Here is a 19,363-nt window from a genome sequence, read left to right as displayed (position 1 = left end):
TGGAGCTGGCATGACGCCAGCTTTTTTTTTAATGCAGATGGATGCGGGTCACGTCAGGGTCAATTCCAAACTCTTCTTTGAGCTCTTTTTTCGACTTCATCACCATTTCGCCACCTTTGCCGATGGTCATGTGCTGGGGCGCGTCGTTGTGCCGCGCCTGCCACATCATGACCAGCTGCAGGCAATTGTCGCGCTGCTCCTGGGTCAGTGCCACGCCATCCGGCCATTTACCAATCTCAACCGCCGTGGCAAGACGCTGATAGACTTCAGGCGTCATCGATGCAAGCATTGCTTCAAGCTGTTCCTTCATCGCCATTACCCTTTGGTCTGTTCGCCCTGCTCGTCGGTGAAATTCAGCGAGGCGGAGTTAACACAATAGCGTTCACCGGTCGGCTGCGGGCCGTCAGGGAAGACATGTCCCAGGTGCGCATCGCAACTGCCACAGCGGATCTCAATACGCTGCATGCCGTGTGAATCATCTTCAATATAGCGAATCGCATCATCACTGACCGGCTGGTAGAAACTGGGCCAGCCACAGCCAGAGTCATACTTCGTTTCAGAGAGAAAAAGTGGCGCCTCACAGATCAAACAGTGGTAGATCCCTTCCTGCTTGTTGTGCAGCAGTGCGCCGCTGTAAGGCGGTTCCGTTCCGCGTTGCTGAGTGACGTAGCGTTGCATTTCAGTCAACTGTGCAATTTTTGCTTCGGGTGCGGTGTCTTTAGCCATTTTAGGATTCCGGGCAGTGCCATTCTGAAAAATTCGACTATTATTCTAACAAATGATCAACATAACCCGGGTCTTTTTTTGTGCTCACCCTTTCAGCCTGCTCTCTGCTAAGCGGATTTGTGACATCGATCACCTTTTATCCGGAGCATCCCTATATATTCGGCGATTGATTCAATGAAGCGCGATATCATTGGCGGCGCGCAAGCGGTTGCGCATCGAATAATTCCTTTCAGGCGAATTGATTTGTCGCAACAATTGACACGATTCCGCTTGACGCCTGGTAAGGTTTTTGTAATTTTACAGGCAACCTTTTATTCACTAACCAATAGCTGGTGGAATATATGACTATCAAAGTAGGTATCAACGGTTTCGGCCGTATCGGTCGCATCGTTTTCCGTGCTGCTCAAAAGCGTTCTGACATCGAAATCGTTGCTATCAACGACCTGCTGGACGCGGATTACATGGCGTACATGCTGAAGTATGACTCTACTCACGGTCGTTTCGACGGCACAGTAGAAGTTCAGGATGGCGCACTGGTGGTTAACGGTAAAAAAATCCGTGTTACCGCTGAACGTGATCCGGCCAACCTGAAGTGGGATGAAGTGGGCGTTGACGTTGTTGCTGAAGCAACCGGTATCTTCCTGACCGACGAAACCGCGCGTAAACACATCACCGCAGGTGCTAAGAAAGTCGTTCTGACCGGTCCATCTAAAGATGACACCCCAATGTTTGTTCGTGGTGCAAACTTCGACAAATATGATGGCCAGGATATCGTGTCTAACGCATCCTGTACCACTAACTGCCTGGCACCGCTGGCAAAAGTGATCAACGACAAGTTTGGCATCGTTGAAGGTCTGATGACGACCGTTCACGCCACCACTGCTACCCAGAAAACCGTTGATGGCCCGTCTCATAAAGACTGGCGCGGCGGCCGCGGCGCATCGCAGAACATCATTCCTTCATCAACTGGCGCAGCTAAAGCCGTTGGTAAAGTTCTGCCAGAGCTGAACGGCAAACTGACCGGTATGGCATTCCGCGTACCAACCCCTAACGTTTCCGTTGTTGACCTGACCGTGCGTCTGGAAAAAGCGGCTTCTTACAAAGAAATCTGTGCTGCAATTAAAGCGGCTGCAGAAGGTGAGATGAAAGACGTTCTGGGCTACGTTGAAGATGACGTGGTTTCTACCGACTTCAACGGCGAAATCCTGACTTCAGTGTTTGACGCTAAAGCCGGTATCGCGCTGAACGACAACTTTGTGAAACTGGTTTCCTGGTACGACAACGAAACTGGCTACTCAAACAAAGTTCTCGACCTGATTGCACTGGTTTCTGCTAAATAAGGCAGCCAGACATCATTGAGAATAAGGGCGACTTCGGTCGCCCTTTTTTTGATCCGCTCAGGAAGGAATCGAACATGCAAGATAAACTGTTTTCTCTGCCGGTGGTCACGCAGATCTCCCCTTACCTCACCCAGCGCCAGATAGGTGAACTCCCCGCCATTGTTGTGAGTCACCCTAAAGTGCGGGCAGCCATTACGCTTCAGGGCGCGCACCTCATCGCCTGGCAACCCAGCGGCGAAAAGCCGGTACTCTGGCTGAGTGATAAGAGTCTCTTTGCACCGGGTAAGGCGATTCGTGGCGGCGTTCCGATCTGCTGGCCGTGGTTCGGCCCGGCGGGCGAACCGGCACACGGCTTTGCGCGGGTTCAGCCGTGGAAGCTCACGGCGCATGATGAAAATGAAGAGGGCGTCATGCTGACGCTGGTGCTGGAGAGCAACCCTCAGACGCTGAAGCTCTGGCCGCATGAATTCACCCTGATTGCCCGCTTCCGGCTGGGCCAGCATTGTGAGATTGAGCTGGAAGCCTATGGTGACTTTGAAGCGACGGCGGCTCTGCACAGCTACTTTACCGTCAGCGACATCAACGGTGTGGAAGTCTCGGGTCTGGGCAATAGCTATATCGACAAAGTCAACAACGGCGAGGTGGCCAGCAGCGACGGCAAACAGCGTTATCCTGGACGCATCGACCGTATCTTTACCGCAGCAGAAGATTGCTCAGTGATTAATGATACCGCGGGTGAGCGGCAGATCGAGGTGTACCACCATCATCATAGTGACGTTGTCACGTGGAATCCGGGTGTGGAACTCTCCTGCAGCATGACGGATATGGCGAATGAGGGCTATAAGACCATGGTCTGTGTGGAGACGGCGCGTATCAGCAAACCGTTACGCAGCGCGGGAGAGAAACCGGCACGACTGGCCACGACGTTCCGCCTCAAAAAGAGAGCCGCAGCCAGCGATAACGTTAACGGCTAAACAATATCCAGCGGCAATTTATGCTGTGGCGCTGGCCAGGCGCGATCGATGAGCTGCAAATCCTCATCGGTCAGTTCCACCTCCAGCGCCGCCGCATTTTCCTGAACGTGGGCCACGGAACTGGCTTTAGGAATGGCAATCACCCCTGGCTGACGAATCACCCAGGCCAGCAGTAATTGCGCCACGCTGATGCCCTTCTGCTGTGCAATCTGAGTCAGCTGCGGATCGGTGAAGAGTGAGTCACGTAGCCGTCCGGCCTGGGCCAGCGGACAGTAGGCCATGACCGGTACGCCACGCTGCTGACATGCCGGCAGCAGATCAAATTCAATGCCGCGTGAAGCCAGATGATAGAGCACCTGATTGGTCGCGCAGGCCTCGCCCTTCTCTTCATCCCACAGTTCGGCCATATCATCGGTGTCAAAATTCGATACGCCCCAGTGACGAATTTTGCCCTGCTGCTGCAGGCGTTCCATGGCGCGCAGTGTCTCTTCCAGCGGAATATTGCCGCGCCAGTGCAACAGGTAGAGATCGAGATAATCGGTTTGCAGACGGCGCAGGCTGCGCTCACAGGCTGCAATGGCATCCACTTCGCCCGCGTTCCACGGATAAACTTTGGAGACCAGCAGCGCCCGGTCGCGACGGCCCAGCAGTGCCTGCCCGACCACCTCTTCGGCTCCGCCATCTGCATACATTTCAGCGGTATCGATAAGCTGCAAGCCGCACTCAAGACCCGCCTGCAATGCAGCGACTTCATCAGCACGCTGCGCCGGGTTTTCACCCATATACCAGGTGCCCTGACCGATCACCGGCAGATCGCCAAAACCGGCAAAGTTAATCGTGTTACGCATTCTGCTCTCCCGCCCCATTTTGAGGCCCTGTAAAAGAACAGAGGGCAATAAATGCCCTCTTTTGGTGCGTTATCAGAAGGTATAGCTGACACCCGTCCAGATTAACGCCTGCCCGCTTTTATCAATCATCGGGCTGTCTTTGATTTCGCTGTCGAAGCGGACGTAACGTCCCATGACGCTGGCATTCCACTGTGGCGCAATCTGATAGCTGGCGCTCAGTTCCACATAAGGTGACCAGCTATCATCCGGATTGTAACGGCTGATGCCGGTACGGGCGCTTTCATGCCCGGATACCCCATAGTAATAACGGTTTTGATTGGCGCTGTTCCACGTGGCCCCGATGCCCGGCGTCAGGCTGAAGTCACCCATCTGGAAGCGATAGAGGTATGTCAGGTCCCAGATCATCCCATTGCTGTTATTGAGCACATCTCCCAGCAATGAGGTACGGACAATCCCCCAGTCAGCAGTGTGACGATAGGTTGCGCCACCCATCAGCGTCATGCGGCGTTTATCCAGCCCTTTCATGTCGCCCAGGTCGTTGTCGCTGGGTTTGTACTCCTGCGGTGAACCCAACAGCGTTAGTGACAGCTGGTTCTGAGGATCTTTCCACAGGTAGTAGCCGCCCTGCAGGCTGCGGAACCAGAAGTCTTCACCCTCATAATTGATAACCGGAAGCGGGATATACCGGTCCTGGCCGCCGCGATAAGGTGATTCGGCATAGATCACCGATGCGCCAATGGAAAGCGGTGCGGCATTCGCGTGCGTGGCCAGTAAATAACAGGGCAGAAGTGCAACAAGCGTCTTAAATTTGAATTGGTTCACAATTTATTCATTCCACAAATATAACAATCAAACAGGAAGTCTAACGTTTTTTCACGGCTGGATTAACTTATATCGAAATCCTTTAAGTGACTGATCGATGAAAGTGGCATTAAAGGTTAAAAACACGTTAAGTTAAAGCATCACCCATAAGAACGCATCTCACAACAGACCCGCTGTACAGTTGATCTTCCCCTCATTAACCCAAACCCGTGGAGGAAATTTCCTAGAAGCCATCTACAGTTAGAAGTAACAGCAGACATTTTGTACGAGCAGAGTAACCACAAAAGTTGTGTATCCCGATAAGAAAGATCAGGTTGGCATAAGGGTTGCTGTACTCAACAGAGAATATCTTCCGGGAGCTGCTATAAGCCTCTAATTACGCTCCTTACCTGTGCTAAAAACGAAAGGACGGGCATCGCTATGAATATATTCGATCACTATCGTCAGCGTTATGAAGCTGCCAAGGACGAAGAGTTCACACTGCAGGAATTTCTTGCTATCTGTAAGCAGGATCGCAGTGCATACGCCAACGCTGCAGAGCGACTGTTAATGGCTATCGGAGAGCCGGTAATGGTCGATACTGCTCAGGAGCCACGCCTTTCCAGAATATTCTCCAACCGTGTGATGGGACGCTATCCGGCGTTCGAGGAGTTTTACGGCATGGAGGAAGCGATTGAACAGATCGTCTCCTACCTGAAACATGCCGCTCAGGGACTGGAAGAGAAGAAACAGATCCTCTATTTACTTGGGCCGGTAGGTGGCGGTAAATCCTCACTGGCGGAACGGCTTAAGTCGCTGATGCAGCGGGTACCCATCTATGTACTGAGCGCCGACGGGGAACGCAGCCCGGTTAATGACCACCCTCTCTGCCTGTTTAACCCGCAGGAAGATGCGCATATTCTCGAAAAAGAGTATGGCGTGCCGCGCCGTTATCTCGGCACGATCATGTCGCCGTGGGCCGCTAAGCGACTGCACGACTTTGGCGGCGATATCTCGCGTTTCAAAGTGGTGAAAGTCTGGCCGTCAATCCTGGAACAGCTGGCGATTGCCAAAACTGAACCGGGTGATGAGAACAACCAGGATATCTCTGCGCTGGTCGGTAAAGTGGATATCCGTAAACTGGAAAACCACGCGCAAAACGATCCTGATGCTTACGGTTACTCCGGCGCACTCTGCCGTGCGAACCAGGGCATCATGGAATTCGTTGAGATGTTCAAAGCGCCTATCAAGGTGCTGCACCCCTTACTGACGGCGACGCAGGAAGGGAACTACAACGGCACCGAGGGGATTTCGGCGCTGCCGTTTAACGGCATTATTCTGGCGCACTCCAACGAATCAGAGTGGGTGACGTTCCGTAATAACAAGAATAATGAGGCATTCCTTGACCGTGTCTATATCGTCAAGGTGCCCTACTGCCTGCGGGTCTCTGAAGAGATCAAAATCTACGACAAGTTACTTAATCACAGTGAGCTGGCGACCTCGCCCTGCGCACCGGGTACGCTGGAAACGCTGGCACGCTTCTCTATCCTGTCACGTCTCAAGGATCCGGATAACTCCAGCATCTATTCCAAAATGCGGGTCTACGATGGTGAAAGCCTGAAAGATACCGACCCTAAGGCGAAGTCATGGCAGGAGTATCATGATTACGCCGGTGTGGATGAGGGGATGAACGGCCTTTCAACCCGCTTTGCCTTTAAGATTCTGTCGCGGGTATTTAACTTTGACCACGCCGAAGTGGCGGCCAACCCGGTGCATCTGTTCTACGTGCTGGAGCAGCAGATTGAGCGCGAACAGTTCCCGCAGGATCAGGCTGAGAAATACCTTGAGCACCTCAAAGGCTATCTGATCCCCAAATATGCTGAGTTTATCGGCAAAGAGATTCAGACCGCCTATCTGGAGTCTTACTCTGAGTATGGTCAGAACATCTTTGACCGCTATGTGACCTATGCCGATTTCTGGATTCAGGATCAGGAGTATCGCGATCCCGATACCGGACAGCTGTTTGATCGTGAATCGCTCAACGCGGAACTGGAAAAAATCGAGAAGCCCGCTGGCATCAGTAACCCGAAAGATTTCCGTAATGAGATCGTCAATTTCGTGCTGCGCGCCAGGGCACACAATAACGGTCGCAACCCGAACTGGACCAGTTACGAGAAATTACGCACCGTGATCGAGAAGAAAATGTTCTCGAACACGGAAGAGCTGCTGCCGGTGATTTCGTTTAATACCAAGACCTCCACCGATGAGCAGAAAAAACATGATGACTTTGTCGATCGCATGATGGAAAAAGGCTATACCCGCAAACAGGTTCGCCTGCTGTGTGAATGGTATTTGCGTGTGCGTAAATCGTCCTGATAAGAGTCTGTAAGCTTGCCGGTAAGTGATACCGGTCTGACGAGGTCGGGTTCGCCCGGCCTGCTTACAATGTAGTTTGGGGGAATACCATGGCCTATTTCATCGATCGCCGACTCAACGGCAAAAACAAGAGCGCGGTAAACCGCCAGCGCTTCTTGCGCCGTTATAAGTCGCAAATTAAGCAGTCGATCTCCGAGGCCATCAATAAACGCTCGGTGACCGATGTAAGCAGCGGTGAGTCTGTCTCTATCCCGATTGACGACATCAATGAGCCGATTTTCCATCAGGGACGCGGCGGCAACCGCCATCGGGTCCATCCGGGCAACGACCATTTTGTGCAGAATGACCGGGTCGAGCGACCGCAGGGTGGCGGCGGTGGAGGCAGTGGCCAGGGCAATGCCAGTCAGGATGGTGAAGGTCAGGATGAGTTTGTCTTTCAGATATCGAAAGATGAGTATCTGGACCTGCTGTTTGAAGATCTCGCCCTGCCTAACCTGCGCCGGAACCAGCATCGCCAGTTGAATGAGTATAAGACCCACCGTGCCGGCTTCACCTCCAACGGTGTGCCTGCCAATATCAGCGTCGTACGTTCGCTGCAGAACTCGCTGGCGCGTCGTACGGCGATGACGGCGGGTAAACGCCGGATGCTGCACGAACTGGAAGAAACGCTGCTGGAGATTGAGAACTCTGAACCGGCTCAGCTTCTGGAGGAGGAGCGGCTGCGCAAAGAGATCGCCGAGTTGCGGGCGCGTATCGAACGGGTGCCTTTTATCGACACCTTCGACCTGCGCTACAAAAACTTTGAGAAACGGCCGGAGCCTTCCAGCCAGGCAGTGATGTTCTGTCTGATGGATGTATCCGGATCCATGGATCAGGCCACCAAGGATATGGCGAAACGCTTCTATATCCTGCTTTACCTGTTCCTGAGCCGCACCTACAAGAATGTCGATGTGGTTTATATTCGTCATCACACGCAGGCCAAAGAGGTGGATGAACAGGAGTTCTTCTACTCCCAGGAGACCGGTGGCACCATCGTTTCGAGTGCGCTGAAACTCATGGATGAGGTGGTGAAAGAGCGCTATGACCCGGCGCAGTGGAATATCTATGCTGCGCAGGCGTCAGATGGCGATAACTGGGCCGACGATTCACCGCTCTGTCACGAGATCCTGGCGAAGCATATTCTGCCGGTGGTGCGTTATTACAGTTATATCGAGATTACCCGCCGTGCGCATCAGACGCTGTGGCGCGAGTATGAGCATCTGCAGTCGACGTTCGATAACTTTGCTATCGAACACATACGTGAGCCGGAAGATATCTATCCGGTGTTCCGATCGCTGTTCCATAAACAGGCAACGGAAGCCTGATGCACTAAGCCGGCTCATCGCCGGCTTTTTTTATCTTCCGAATAACCTGCTAAAACAGTCTGTTTTCTGCCGCTTGCCTGCCAACCCCCTCATTCTTCACATTAATCTGATTCCATACGCTGTTAAGCAATTCGTATAATGATCATTTTCACAATGACAACTCCTTGATAAAACATTATCTTTCAGAGATAGCATGGATATTTGTCACCAGTCGCTGCACCGCACTGTCATATCTCAGGAGATCGGGTTTGAACCACACTATTGTCTACAGTCTGTTTATTATCGGTTCCGTGCTGGTCGCATCGAGCATTCTGCTCAGCTCTTTCTCGTCCAGACTGGGTATCCCCATTCTGGTGATCTTCCTCGCTCTCGGCATGCTGACCGGAGTTGATGGTATCGGCGGCATCGCCTTTGATAACTATCCGGCGGCTTACTTAATCTCGAACCTGGCGCTGGCGATTATCCTGCTGGATGGCGGCATGCGGACCAAAGCCAGCTCATTTAAAGTCGCCCTGGGGCCAGCGCTGTCGCTGGCAACCGTCGGGGTCATGATTACCGCAGGCTTAACCGGTGTGGTCGCTGCCTGGTTGTTTAACCTGGATATGATGCAGGGCTTCCTGATTGGCGCGATTATCGGCTCCACGGATGCCGCCGCCGTCTTCTCACTGCTGGGTGACAAAGGCCTGAATGAGCGCGTCAGCTCCACGCTGGAGATTGAATCGGGCAGTAACGATCCGATGGCGGTGTTCCTGACCATTACGCTGATTGAGATGATCGAACAGGGCCGCAGCGGCCTTGACTGGATGTTCCTGGTGCATCTGGTGCAGCAGTTTGGTCTGGGTATCGTGCTGGGCCTGGGCGGCGGCTGGGCGCTGCAGCAGCTGATTAACCGTATCAGTCTGGCCGGTGGGCTCTATCCGCTGCTGGCGTTGAGTGGCGGCATTCTGGTGTTCGCCCTGACGACGGTATTAGAGGGCAGCGGCATCCTGGCGGTCTATCTGTGCGGCTTTTTACTGGGCAACAGGCCGATTCGCAACCGTCACGGCATTCTGCAGACCTTTGACGGCATGGCGTGGCTGAGTCAGATTGGCATGTTCATCGTGCTGGGACTGCTGGTAACCCCGTCTGATTTGTGGCATATCGCAGTTCCGGCGATGATCCTCTCACTGTGGCTGATTCTGGTGGCGCGCCCACTGTCGGTGTTTATTGGTCTGCTGCCGTTTCGCAGTTTTACCACCCGCGAACGCGTCTTTATCAGCTGGGTCGGTTTACGCGGCGCGGTGCCGATTATCCTTGCGGTCTTCCCGATGATGGCCGGATTAGAAAACGCGTCGCTCTATTTTAATATCGCCTTCTTTGTGGTGCTGGTCTCTCTGATGTTGCAGGGCACCTCGCTGGGCTTTGCAGCGAAAAAAGCCAAAGTGGTGGTGCCTCCTACCGCATCGCCTATCAGCCGTATCGGCCTGGATATTCACCCCGAAAATCCGTGGGAGCAGTTTGTCTACCAGCTCAGCGCTGACAAGTGGTGCGTCGGCGCCGCACTGCGTGACCTGCAGATGCCGCGTGAGACCCGCATCGCCGCCCTGTTCCGTGACAATGTGCTGATGCATCCGAATGATGGAACGCGGCTCAGGGAGAACGACGTCATCTGCGTGATTGGCCGTGAGCGCGATCTGCCGGCGCTGGGTAAGATGTTCAGCCAGTCGCCGCCGGTTTCCCTGGACCAGCGTTTCTTTGGTGACTTTATTCTGGATGCTGAAGCTCGCCTGCGCGATATTGCGCAGATTTACGGACTGGAACTGGATGAGAACACCAACGATCAGCAGTCGCTGGGACAACTGGTGCTGAGTATGCTGGGCGGCGCGCCGGTGGTTGGTGACCAGGTTGAGTGGAATCAGCTGACGTGGACCGTCGCGGAGAAAGAGGATAACCGTATTGTGAAGATTGGTGTCCGTCCGGCTGAAGAGAAGGAATAATCCTAATCATTCAGCCACGTTATTTTCTGTCGATACGCTAAGCTTAAAATTCTATGCCAGCAAAAACGGGAGAAATGAATGGGACACGTGGTTAAAATTGGTCGTTATGAGATTGTTGATGCCGATCTTGACAGTGAGAACCTCGACACCGTCAGCATCCCCTGTCACACCAATCCCGGCTTAATTACCCAACTTGATGGCTGGGATCGCGATACCAGCGTCCCGGCATGGATTGACGGAGAACCGGTGGATCTGCAGATTGGTCATTACGATAAACAGCAGGACCGCTGGATTTTAAAAAAACCTGCCTGAGTCTGTTATCACTACCGCCAGTCGTAAGATTTGGCGGTAATTCCTAAAAAGCGTCTTAAACAGTTTGGTTATAACCAACCCCCGCCTTATTTTATCCAGTAAAAACCAAAACTTAGCCATTTAAAACTTTAATCACTTTTGATGTTTTCAGATTTTTTCCGTATTAACTCTGTCAAATAACTCCTGCATACTCATTCTCAATGCTGCAACATTTCGTGAGTACTATCACGCTTTAGCCGTTATCTTTTTTGCAGCTGCACTGGCTTTACTGACTGCAACAGACTGAAAATTATTTTTTAATTTTTCAGAAGCCCACCCCTGAGCGCGTACATGATTCTGGTCAGGCCATCTTTTACTTGAGAAAGAGAGCAGGTTTTATGGCAAGTACATTGATAATGAATAGCCCGAGCCGCTCGTGGAGCGGCACGCGTAAAAATATCATCGTGAAATTCGCCCTGAGCTTTTCCGATCTGATTGCACTTAACCTCGCACTGTTTTTATCTGCCGCGACGATACAGGGTATTTGGGGCGAGCTGGATACCTTTATTCCACCTCATCAAATTGAATATCGTTTTGTGGCACAGTTTATTATGTCAGTCATGTGTACCGGCTGGTTCTGGGTACGCCTGCGTCACTACACCTATCGCAAACCCTTCTGGTTTGAGCTGAAAGAGATCATTAAAACATTATTTGTTTTCTCGCTGCTCGACCTCGCGTTGATCGCCTTCTCTAAATGGGACTTCTCCCGCATGGTGTGGGTCTTCAGCTGGACATATGCCCTGCTGCTGCTGCCGCTGATGCGTGCTCTGGTTAAACGCGCCATTCACAAGGCGGGTCAGTGGCAGAAAGAGACCATCATTATTGGCTCCGGCAGAAACGCCACCGAAGCTTACGCGGCGCTGCAGAGTGAAGAGATCCTGGGCTACAACGTACAGGCCTTTATCTCGGTCGATGATGTTCCGGCTCAGCAGAGCGTGAATGGCGTGCCGGTGATCACCTGGAAAGATATCAACTGGCAGACCATTGACCGTGACAACGTGCAGTTTATTGTGGCTATGGAGTATGAGCAGCAGCCGATGCGCGATCGCTGGCTGAAATTCCTGTCGAAGATGAACTGCCGTTCAGTTTCAGTGATCCCGACGCTGCGCGGCGTGCCGCTTTACGGCACCGACATGTCCTTTATCTTCAGCCATGAAGTGATGATTCTGCGTGTCAGCAACAACCTGGCGAAACACTCCTCCCGTTTCATGAAGCGCGCCTTTGATATCGTGGTGGCGTCGATGCTGCTGCTATTCCTCGGCCCAATCTTCGCCCTGCTCTGCTATATGGTGAAACGTGATGGCGGTAATGCCATTTATGGTCACGAGCGTGTGGGTCAGAATGGCAAAAAATTCAAATGTCTGAAATTCCGTTCCATGGTGACCAATTCCAAAGAGGTGCTGGAGAAATTACTGGCGACCAGCGAAGAGGCGCGGATTGAGTGGGACAAAGATTTCAAACTGAAGAATGACCCGCGCGTGACCCGGATTGGTAGTTTCCTGCGTAAAACCAGCCTGGACGAGTTGCCGCAGCTGTGGAACGTGATTCGTGGCGAGATGAGCCTGGTTGGCCCGCGTCCGGTGATTGAAGCTGAGCTGGAGCGCTATGCCGGTGATGTCGACTACTACCTGATGGCCAAGCCGGGTATGACCGGTCTGTGGCAGGTCAGCGGACGTAACGATATCGACTATGATACCCGCGTCTATTTTGACTCCTGGTATGTCAAAAACTGGGCGCTCTGGACCGATATCGCGATCCTGTTCAAAACCGCAGGCGTGGTGTTACGCCGCGACGGCGCTTACTAATCAGACCTCTGCGATGCCTGTTTACGGCAGGCATCGCACTTTCCGCACGACTTCCTCTATCTTTTTTGCCGCTGAATCATTACCCTCTGCGATCGTTTTTTAACAGAACGCTTACCCTCTGGTTGTTATGCAAAAATTTACTCTGCTGTTATTAAGCCTGGTGCTGCTGGCACCCTTAGGCATCGATCTCTATTTGCCCACGCTGCCACAAATCGCAGAAGGGCTGGATACGCCGGTTAATCTGGTGCAGACCACCATTCCCCTGTTTCTGCTGGTCATGGGACTGGGACAGCTGGTGACCGGCCCGCTGGTGGACAACTATGGCCGTAAGCCGATTGCCCTGCTGGGCCTGGCGCTTTACATCACGGGGAGTGCCATCGCCGCCACCGCCACCTCATTCCCGCTGTTCGTCCTTGCCCGCCTGGTGCAGGGCTGTGGCGTCTGCTGCAGCGCGGTCGTGGCCTTTAGCGGCGTGCGTGACCGCCTGAGCGGTGATGATGCCGCCCGTGCGTATGGCTTCCTGAATGGCGCATTAAACATCGTCCCGGCCCTGGCTCCGCTGCTGGGCGGTTTACTGGCCAGCGCCTTTGACTGGCGCGCACCCTTCTGGTTTCTCTGCGCCTACGGCGTGCTGATTACGCTGCTGGTGATTATCTGGCTGCCAGAAACGCGCCCGGCGGATACCCTGCGGGTGAAAGGATTACCGATTAAACAGTATGCCGCGATCCTGCGTCAGCCGCGCTTTCTGGCGTTCGCGTTCGCCAATGCCGGTGCGCTGGGCATGGTGCTGACCTACGTGTCGCTGGCACCACAGGTATTAATGACCGAAGGCGGGCTGACGCCAATCCAGTTCTCTTTTGCTTTTGGCGCCAACGGTTTCTGGATCATGTTTGTCAGCATGTTCGTGAATAAAGCGATTCGCAAAGCGGGTCGCCCTTTCTGCCTGGCGATGGGATTCTTCACTATGCTGCTGGGCGCGGTGCTGCTGGTTGCGGGGATGCAGATCTTCCCGGCGGAGATGCAGACGCACTGGGCGCTTTACATGTTCCCGGTGGCCGTTTCAGTTGCCGGGCTGGCCTTTACGGTAGGACCGGCCACCAGCTATGCGCTGGAGCCCTATCAGCAACAGGCGGGCGTGGCGTCCGCCTTGCAGGGATTCATTCAGATGGCCGGTGGCGCGTCAGGCAGCCTGGTCATTGTGGCGCTGCCGGTGGCGGAGAAGCTGTCGCTGAGTCTGATGATGCTGCTGGGTGCAGCGCTGGCCTTTATCGCCTGGCGCTGCAGCAGAAAGATGCGCGGCAGCCTGACCGCGCTTAAATAACCGTGACCGGAACGCGGGGTGCCAGCGCACACATCAGCTCGTACCCTACCGTTCCGGCCGCTTTTGCCACCTGATCGATTTTCACCTGCTCACCCCACAGCTCCACGGCTGAGCCAATACCGGCCTGGGGACAGGGGGTCAAGTCGACGGTGATCATATCCATCGAAACCGCACCAACCACCTGAGTCATTACACCATCGACACAGACGGGCGTACCCGTCGGGGCATGCCGTGGATAGCCATCCGCGTAGCCACAGGCCACCACGCCAATTCGCTGCGCTGCACTGGCGTGATAGCGGTAGCCGTAACCCACGCCATCGCCCGCCTGTAGCTGCTGGACCGCAATAATCTCACTGCTTAAGGTCATCACCGGCTTCAGGCCACTGCCTGCAATGTCCTGCCAGTCACCGCTGGGCGACGCGCCATACAGAATGATGCCGGGACGGACCCAGTCAAAGTGCGCTTCAGGATGCCACAGGGTGCAGGCGGAGTTGGAGAGCGATCGCGGGCAGTTCAGCCCCTCAGCCGCCTGCTCTACGCGCTGCAGTGGCGCAATCAGACCCTGCGGATTTTCCGCATCGGCAAAATGGGCCATCAGCGTCATCTCACCTACCGTACTGAGCGCCCGCAGCTTTTGCCATGCACCGTTGACCTGTTCAGGGCGAAAACCCAGCCGGTTCATCCCGCTGTTCATTTTGAGATAGATATCAACCGGTGCTGCAAGTCTGGCACTGGCCAGCGCGTTGATTTGCCAGTTACTGTGTACGCTGGTGGTGAGACGATAACGGTCAATCAGCTGCAAATCCTCTGGCTGGAAGAAACCTTCCAGCAGCAGAATCGGCTTTTTCCAGCCCTGTTCGCGCAGCTGGATTGCCTCTTCCATATTAAGAAGCGCGAAGCCGTCAGTGGCAGATAACGCCTCGCGCACGCGATCAATGCCATGGCCATAAGCATTAGCTTTCACCACTGACCAGACGCGGGAGGCGGGTGCCGCCTGGCGAACAACAGTCAGGTTATGACGTAACGCCTGCTGGTTGATGGTAGCGACAATCGGACGTGACATCCTCTCTCTCCCTGAATACTTAACGAGTTGCGTTGGCGTTACGCAGCGGCGATGAGGTCGCCGCGAAACCGGGTAAGTAGCGGAACACCGCTAAGTCATCCGCCGCAATGGCCGGCTTTTTACCGGAGATGAGATCGGCCAGCAGCTGACCAGAACCACACGCCATCGTCCAGCCCAGCGTACCGTGACCGGTATTGAGCCAGAGATTAGAGATCGGTGTGGCACCCACAATCGGCGTACCGTCTGGCGTCATCGGACGCAGACCGGTCCAGAAACTCGCCTGCGCGAGATGACCGCCTTCAGGATAGAGATCACTGACCACCATCTCCAGCGTTTCCCGCCGCGCTTCGGTGAGTTTGGTGTTAAAACCAACAATTTCCGCCATGCCGCCGACACGAATACGATCGTCAAACCGCGTCACCGCCACTTTGTAGGTCTCATCCAGGATAGTTGAAACCGGTGCGGCGTCAGGATTTTTAATCGGAATAGTGAGTGAATAGCCTTTCAGCGGATAGACCGGAATATCGATGACATTTTTTAACAGCGCGGTCGAGTAGGAACCAAACGCCACCACATAGCTGTCCGCCTTGATGATCTCATCACCGCACTTCACGCCATAGATGCGATTGCCATCGCGCAGCAGGTGGTCGACCGGAGTATTAAAGCGAAAGACCACGCCCGCCTCTTCGGCCATTTTTGCCAGCCGCTGAGTAAAGAGCTGACAGTCGCCGGTTTCATCATTGGGCAGGCGTAATCCGCCGGTGAGTTTATGCTGGGTTGCCGCCAGTGCCGGTTCAACGCGAGACAGTTCATGCGCCTGCAGCAACTCATAGGGCACGCCCGCGTCGCGCAGCACCGCAATATCTTTGCTGGCGCTGTCGAACTGCTGCTGGGTACGGAACAGTTGCAGCGTCCCGCCCTGACGGCCCTCATAGGCGATGCCGGTTTCACTGCGCAGCGCTTTCAGACAGTCACGGCTATATTCGGCAATCCGCACCATGCGGCTTTTGTTCTGCTGATAGTGATTGATGTCGCAGTTGCGCAGCATGTGCCACATCCACTCCAGCTGAAAACTACTGCCATCCAGCCGGATAGCCAGCGGCGCGTGACGCTGAAACATCCACTTCACCGCTTTCAATGGCACGCCGGGCGCTGCCCAGGGTGCGGCATAACCCGGAGAGATCTGACCGGCATTCCCTGCACTGGTCTCCATCGCTGCGGCGGGCTGACGATCAATGACCGTCACCTGATGTCCGGCACGTGCCAGATACCAGGCACTTGCCACCCCGACCACACCACTTCCAAGAATTACAACGTGCATAGCTCCCCCACCCGACCTGTAAAAGCATAATTCACTGTTCAACTGATGATAGTCAGCGGATTTACACAGCAGACACCACCACAGAATTTCACCATCCATTTCACATCTTTTTTACTTTTCAGGTAACTAAAATCTTGTCGCACGGCCAATTTCAGCGCTTTATGCGTCTTAATCCTTAAACACAGAAATAAATGACAACGAAGGCAGTTAAATCTGCCTGTTGCAGGAGATTCATTCAACCCCATACATTCCGCTTATAAACAGGATTAGATTCCGCAATTTATAATAAGGCTAGTATTAAAGGCTGTTAAATTCTCTGCCGCACCACTCTTAATGATTTTGTGCCAAAGAATTCGTTTGAGTTCGCATTTCGGATAAGCGACAGTGGGCTATCATTGTTGTGTTCGCTCAGTTTTTTTCGGGTTCCCTTTTTCAGGATGAAGCCTTAAATAACCAGAACGGGTTGTCTTTCGGGTCAGCCGGTTTGCAAAAAAGAGGTGCGCTATGACGACAATCTTTGACGAAGCCATCAGAGACAGCAAACGACTCAATGACGGACCAGACTGGACATTCGAACTGCTTGATGTCTACTTAGCCGAGATCGACCGGGTGGCTAAACTCTACCGGCTTGATACCTACCCGCACCAAATCGAAGTGATTACCTCTGAACAGATGATGGATGCCTACTCCAGCGTCGGCATGCCAATCAACTATTCACACTGGTCATTCGGCAAAAAGTTTATCGAGACCGAGCAGCGCTATAAGCATGGTCAGCAGGGTCTGGCCTATGAGATTGTCATCAACTCTAATCCCTGCATCGCCTACCTGATGGAAGAGAACACCATGACCATGCAGGCGCTGGTGATGGCGCATGCCTGCTATGGCCACAACTCTTTCTTTAAAAATAACTATCTGTTCCGCAGCTGGACGGATGCCGGGTCGATTGTCGATTACCTGTTGTTCGCCAAAAACTATATCAGTGACTGCGAAGAGCGCTATGGCGTCGAAGAGGTAGAGCGCTTGCTCGACTCCTGCCATGCCTTAATGAATTATGGCGTCGATCGCTATAAGCGCCCGCAGAAGATCTCTCTGCAGGAGGAGAAAGCGCGGCAGAAAAGCCGTGAAGAGTATCTGCAAAGTCAGGTGAACACGCTTTGGCGAACGCTGCCACGGCGTGAGAAAGAGGCCGTGACCTTTGAAGCCGCGCGCTACCCTTCTGAGCCGCAGGAAAACCTGCTCTATTTTATGGAGAAAAACGCCCCGCTGCTGGAGTCATGGCAGCGTGAGATCCTGCGCATTGTGCGCAAGGTGAGCCAGTATTTCTATCCGCAGAAACAGACCCAGGTAATGAATGAAGGCTGGGCGACGTTCTGGCACTACACCATCCTCAATCACCTCTATGATGAAGGCAAAGTGTCGGAACGCTTTATGATGGAGTTCCTGCACAGCCACACAAACGTCGTGTTTCAGCCGCCCTATAACAGTCAGTGGTATAACGGCATCAACCCCTATGCTTTAGGGTTCGCGATGATGCAGGATATCAAGCGTATCTGTCAGTCGCCGACCGAGGAGGATCGCTACTGGTTCCCGGATATCGCCGGTTCCGACTGGCTGGAAACGCTGCATTTTGCGATGCGCGAGTTCAAGGATGAGAGTTTTATCAGCCAGTTCCTGTCGCCGAAAGTCATGCGTGATTTCCGTCTGTTTACCGTACTGGATGATGACCGCAACAATTATCTCGAAATCGCCGCGATCCACGATGAGGCGGGCTACCGGGCAATTCGCCAGCAGCTCTCTGCGCAGTACAACCTGAGTAATCTCGAACCGAATATTCAGGTCTATAACGTCGATCTGCGCGGTGACCGTTCGCTGACCCTGCGTTATGTGCCGCAGAGCCGCACGCCGCTGGATAAGAGCCGTCGCGAGGTGCTGAAGCATGTACATCGTCTGTGGGGATTTGATGTGATTCTGGAACAGCAGAACGAGGATGGCAGCGTAGAGCTGCTGGATCGTAATCCACCACGCGGTTCATCACTCTGATGGGATAAAAACAAAAAACCGGACGCGATGTCCGGTTTTTTTTAACGCTTACTGCCGAGATCGTCGGGCAGATTCTTCTGCATACTGTGCCAGATTTCACCGCTGCGGCGGCCGTAGTTGCGCACCACGTCCACAATCTCATCCTGTCTGGGCTCTTTGTCGCACAGTTCCAGCAGTTTAAGATAGAAATCGCGCGCGACCTGACGGGCTTCCGGATTAGAGAAGTAGTGGCGGCCAACGCGGGTATAGAGCCCTTTCAGGCCATTCAGGATCAGACCGTAAATCGGGTTACCTGACGCAAACGCCAGACCGCGGAACACCCGGTAGTCGAGCTCGGTATAGGCATCAGCCTGATCGGCAGCCGCGCTGACCGTTTCCAGCACTTCGCGTGCTTTGTCCGGATGATGGCGCAGCGCACGGCTGATAAAGATCGATGAAATGTTGCTGCGTACCGAAAGCAGGTTGTCGATCAGCACCGGAACGCTGTCGTGATCGAGACGGGCCAGCGTTTCCAGAATATTCAGGCCGGACGTCTCCCAGAAATCGTTCACCCGCGTCGGTTTACCGTGCTGAATAGTCAGCCAGCCATCGCGCGCCAGGCGCTGCAGCACTTCACGCAAGGTGGTGCGCGTCACCCCAATCAATTCAGAAAGCTCACGCTCAGCAGGAAGAATCGACCCTGGCGGAAAGCGACTGTTCCAGATGCTTTCAATAATATACTCTTCAGCAAATCCCGCTGGACTCTGAGCCTTTATAACCATAGCAATGTGTTCTCGTTGCTTTTCTAATCATGATGGGCACTCATCATACCAGACGCCCTATAGCGGATATAGCCTGCGTAACCATTAAAACCGGGCGCAGGCGCATATTTCCGCATGCCTGACCGCAGTATCAGCGGCTTCAGGATCACGGGCGGGCTGAACGACTTTCTGCGCTGAAATGGCGCGTGCCACAGCACCGCTGAGTGTCAGCGTACAGCCGCCCTGAAAGCGCAGGACTTTGACAGCATATAACCCGCGCCTGCCGTTTCGCCTCCTGCCGCATGCGATCGCCCCTG

Annotated in this window: 16 protein-coding genes; 9 read left to right on the top strand and 7 right to left on the bottom strand. The window is 53.8% G+C overall.

Going from position 1 to position 19,363, the window contains the following annotated elements; genetic code table 11:
* Nucleotides 1-28: 28 nt before the first annotated feature.
* Nucleotides 29-310 carry a YeaC family protein gene (locus LC417_RS02190; protein WP_003852750.1) on the bottom strand — a complete coding sequence of 94 codons (282 nt, stop codon included), beginning with the start codon at nucleotides 308-310 and terminating at the stop codon, nucleotides 29-31.
* A gap of 5 nt (nucleotides 311-315) precedes the next feature.
* The gene (gene msrB / locus LC417_RS02185) at nucleotides 316-726 is read right to left on the bottom strand and encodes a peptide-methionine (R)-S-oxide reductase MsrB (RefSeq protein ID WP_010670269.1); all 411 of its coding nucleotides are present in this window, start codon (nucleotides 724-726) and stop codon (nucleotides 316-318) included.
* Nucleotides 727-1,067: 341 nt separating this feature from the next.
* Between msrB and gapA the strand changes: the two genes are divergently transcribed.
* Together gapA and LC417_RS02175 are read left to right on the top strand one after the other, a co-directional pair.
* Nucleotides 1,068-2,066 carry a glyceraldehyde-3-phosphate dehydrogenase gene (gapA, locus tag LC417_RS02180; RefSeq protein ID WP_003852747.1) on the top strand — a complete coding sequence of 333 codons (999 nt, stop codon included), beginning with the start codon at nucleotides 1,068-1,070 and terminating at the stop codon, nucleotides 2,064-2,066.
* A 74-nt stretch (nucleotides 2,067-2,140) separates the two neighbouring features.
* The gene (locus tag LC417_RS02175; protein ID WP_223565400.1) at nucleotides 2,141-3,040 is read left to right on the top strand and encodes a D-hexose-6-phosphate mutarotase; all 900 of its coding nucleotides are present in this window, start codon (nucleotides 2,141-2,143) and stop codon (nucleotides 3,038-3,040) included.
* Here LC417_RS02175 and LC417_RS02170 read toward each other — a convergent pair.
* Both LC417_RS02170 and LC417_RS02165 read right to left on the bottom strand, forming a co-directional pair.
* Entirely contained in the window at nucleotides 3,037-3,888 is an 852-nt protein-coding gene (locus tag LC417_RS02170; RefSeq protein ID WP_010670271.1) for an aldo/keto reductase, read from the bottom strand. The two genes, LC417_RS02175 and LC417_RS02170, sit on opposite strands and share 4 nt — an antisense overlap.
* Nucleotides 3,889-3,960: 72 nt before the next feature.
* On the bottom strand, nucleotides 3,961-4,710 hold the full coding sequence (locus LC417_RS02165) for a MipA/OmpV family protein (protein WP_033757868.1): 750 nt from the start codon (nucleotides 4,708-4,710) through the stop codon (nucleotides 3,961-3,963).
* A 420-nt stretch (nucleotides 4,711-5,130) separates the two neighbouring features.
* Between LC417_RS02165 and yeaG the strand changes: the two genes are divergently transcribed.
* The 6 genes from yeaG to LC417_RS02135 all read left to right on the top strand — a co-directional run bounded on the left by yeaG (nucleotide 5,131) and on the right by LC417_RS02135 (nucleotide 13,882).
* Nucleotides 5,131-7,065 (top strand): protein kinase YeaG, encoded by a 1,935-nt coding sequence (gene yeaG / locus LC417_RS02160; RefSeq protein ID WP_010260606.1) that lies wholly within the window; start codon nucleotides 5,131-5,133, stop codon nucleotides 7,063-7,065.
* Between the two features lie 89 nt (nucleotides 7,066-7,154).
* Nucleotides 7,155-8,429 (top strand): YeaH/YhbH family protein, encoded by a 1,275-nt coding sequence (locus LC417_RS02155; protein WP_010260603.1) that lies wholly within the window; start codon nucleotides 7,155-7,157, stop codon nucleotides 8,427-8,429.
* Between the two features lie 248 nt (nucleotides 8,430-8,677).
* A complete protein-coding gene (locus tag LC417_RS02150; protein ID WP_132498747.1) occupies nucleotides 8,678-10,405 on the top strand; it encodes a potassium/proton antiporter in 1,728 nt (575 codons plus the stop codon).
* Between the two features lie 78 nt (nucleotides 10,406-10,483).
* Nucleotides 10,484-10,717 (top strand): DUF1480 family protein, encoded by a 234-nt coding sequence (locus LC417_RS02145; RefSeq protein WP_010260598.1) that lies wholly within the window; start codon nucleotides 10,484-10,486, stop codon nucleotides 10,715-10,717.
* Nucleotides 10,718-11,094: 377 nt separating this feature from the next.
* Complete coding sequence (gene wbaP / locus LC417_RS02140; RefSeq protein WP_029519111.1) at nucleotides 11,095-12,561, top strand: undecaprenyl-phosphate galactose phosphotransferase WbaP; 1,467 nt, start codon at nucleotides 11,095-11,097, stop codon at nucleotides 12,559-12,561.
* Between the two features lie 127 nt (nucleotides 12,562-12,688).
* The gene (locus LC417_RS02135; protein ID WP_010260592.1) at nucleotides 12,689-13,882 is read left to right on the top strand and encodes a multidrug effflux MFS transporter; all 1,194 of its coding nucleotides are present in this window, start codon (nucleotides 12,689-12,691) and stop codon (nucleotides 13,880-13,882) included.
* Here the strand turns inward: LC417_RS02135 and dadX are convergent.
* Together dadX and LC417_RS02125 are read right to left on the bottom strand one after the other, a co-directional pair.
* Nucleotides 13,875-14,945, bottom strand: coding sequence for a catabolic alanine racemase DadX (dadX, locus tag LC417_RS02130; protein WP_010670275.1), 1,071 nt, complete (start codon nucleotides 14,943-14,945; stop codon nucleotides 13,875-13,877). The two genes, LC417_RS02135 and dadX, sit on opposite strands and share 8 nt — an antisense overlap.
* A gap of 19 nt (nucleotides 14,946-14,964) precedes the next feature.
* Nucleotides 14,965-16,266 (bottom strand): D-amino acid dehydrogenase, encoded by a 1,302-nt coding sequence (locus LC417_RS02125; protein WP_010260588.1) that lies wholly within the window; start codon nucleotides 16,264-16,266, stop codon nucleotides 14,965-14,967.
* A 504-nt stretch (nucleotides 16,267-16,770) separates the two neighbouring features.
* On the opposite strand from LC417_RS02125, the gene LC417_RS02120 reads away from it, so the two are divergent.
* A complete protein-coding gene (locus tag LC417_RS02120; RefSeq protein ID WP_022625556.1) occupies nucleotides 16,771-18,306 on the top strand; it encodes a SpoVR family protein in 1,536 nt (511 codons plus the stop codon).
* A 41-nt stretch (nucleotides 18,307-18,347) separates the two neighbouring features.
* On the opposite strand, the gene fadR is transcribed toward LC417_RS02120, so the two are convergent.
* Nucleotides 18,348-19,067 carry a fatty acid metabolism transcriptional regulator FadR gene (fadR, locus tag LC417_RS02115; RefSeq protein ID WP_223565399.1) on the bottom strand — a complete coding sequence of 240 codons (720 nt, stop codon included), beginning with the start codon at nucleotides 19,065-19,067 and terminating at the stop codon, nucleotides 18,348-18,350.
* Nucleotides 19,068-19,363 lie beyond the last annotated feature (296 nt).

Origin of the sequence: Pantoea sp. OVA07A (assembly GCF_019969975.1) — a bacterium.
Taxonomy (GTDB): Bacteria; Pseudomonadota; Gammaproteobacteria; order Enterobacterales; family Enterobacteriaceae; genus Pantoea; species Pantoea agglomerans.
The sequence above is the reverse complement of the archived record's forward strand: the minus strand, read 5'-3'. Positions and strand labels throughout refer to the sequence as shown.

Excerpts from the sequence above, each read along its gene's own strand:
- wbaP (WP_029519111.1), top strand. The coding sequence starts at position 11,095 with ATGGCAAGTACATTGATAATGAATAGCCCGAGCCGCTCGTGGAGCGGC.
- LC417_RS02145 (WP_010260598.1), top strand. The coding sequence starts at position 10,484 with ATGGGACACGTGGTTAAAATTGGTCGTTATGAGATTGTTGATGCCGAT.
- yeaG (WP_010260606.1), top strand. The coding sequence starts at position 5,131 with ATGAATATATTCGATCACTATCGTCAGCGTTATGAAGCTGCCAAGGAC.
- fadR (WP_223565399.1), bottom strand. The coding sequence starts at position 19,067 with ATGGTTATAAAGGCTCAGAGTCCAGCGGGATTTGCTGAAGAGTATATT.
- LC417_RS02190 (WP_003852750.1), bottom strand. The coding sequence starts at position 310 with ATGAAGGAACAGCTTGAAGCAATGCTTGCATCGATGACGCCTGAAGTC.
- LC417_RS02155 (WP_010260603.1), top strand. The coding sequence starts at position 7,155 with ATGGCCTATTTCATCGATCGCCGACTCAACGGCAAAAACAAGAGCGCG.
- gapA (WP_003852747.1), top strand. The coding sequence starts at position 1,068 with ATGACTATCAAAGTAGGTATCAACGGTTTCGGCCGTATCGGTCGCATC.
- dadX (WP_010670275.1), bottom strand. The coding sequence starts at position 14,945 with ATGTCACGTCCGATTGTCGCTACCATCAACCAGCAGGCGTTACGTCAT.
- msrB (WP_010670269.1), bottom strand. The coding sequence starts at position 726 with ATGGCTAAAGACACCGCACCCGAAGCAAAAATTGCACAGTTGACTGAA.
- LC417_RS02175 (WP_223565400.1), top strand. The coding sequence starts at position 2,141 with ATGCAAGATAAACTGTTTTCTCTGCCGGTGGTCACGCAGATCTCCCCT.
- LC417_RS02120 (WP_022625556.1), top strand. The coding sequence starts at position 16,771 with ATGACGACAATCTTTGACGAAGCCATCAGAGACAGCAAACGACTCAAT.
- LC417_RS02135 (WP_010260592.1), top strand. The coding sequence starts at position 12,689 with ATGCAAAAATTTACTCTGCTGTTATTAAGCCTGGTGCTGCTGGCACCC.
- LC417_RS02170 (WP_010670271.1), bottom strand. The coding sequence starts at position 3,888 with ATGCGTAACACGATTAACTTTGCCGGTTTTGGCGATCTGCCGGTGATC.
- LC417_RS02125 (WP_010260588.1), bottom strand. The coding sequence starts at position 16,266 with ATGCACGTTGTAATTCTTGGAAGTGGTGTGGTCGGGGTGGCAAGTGCC.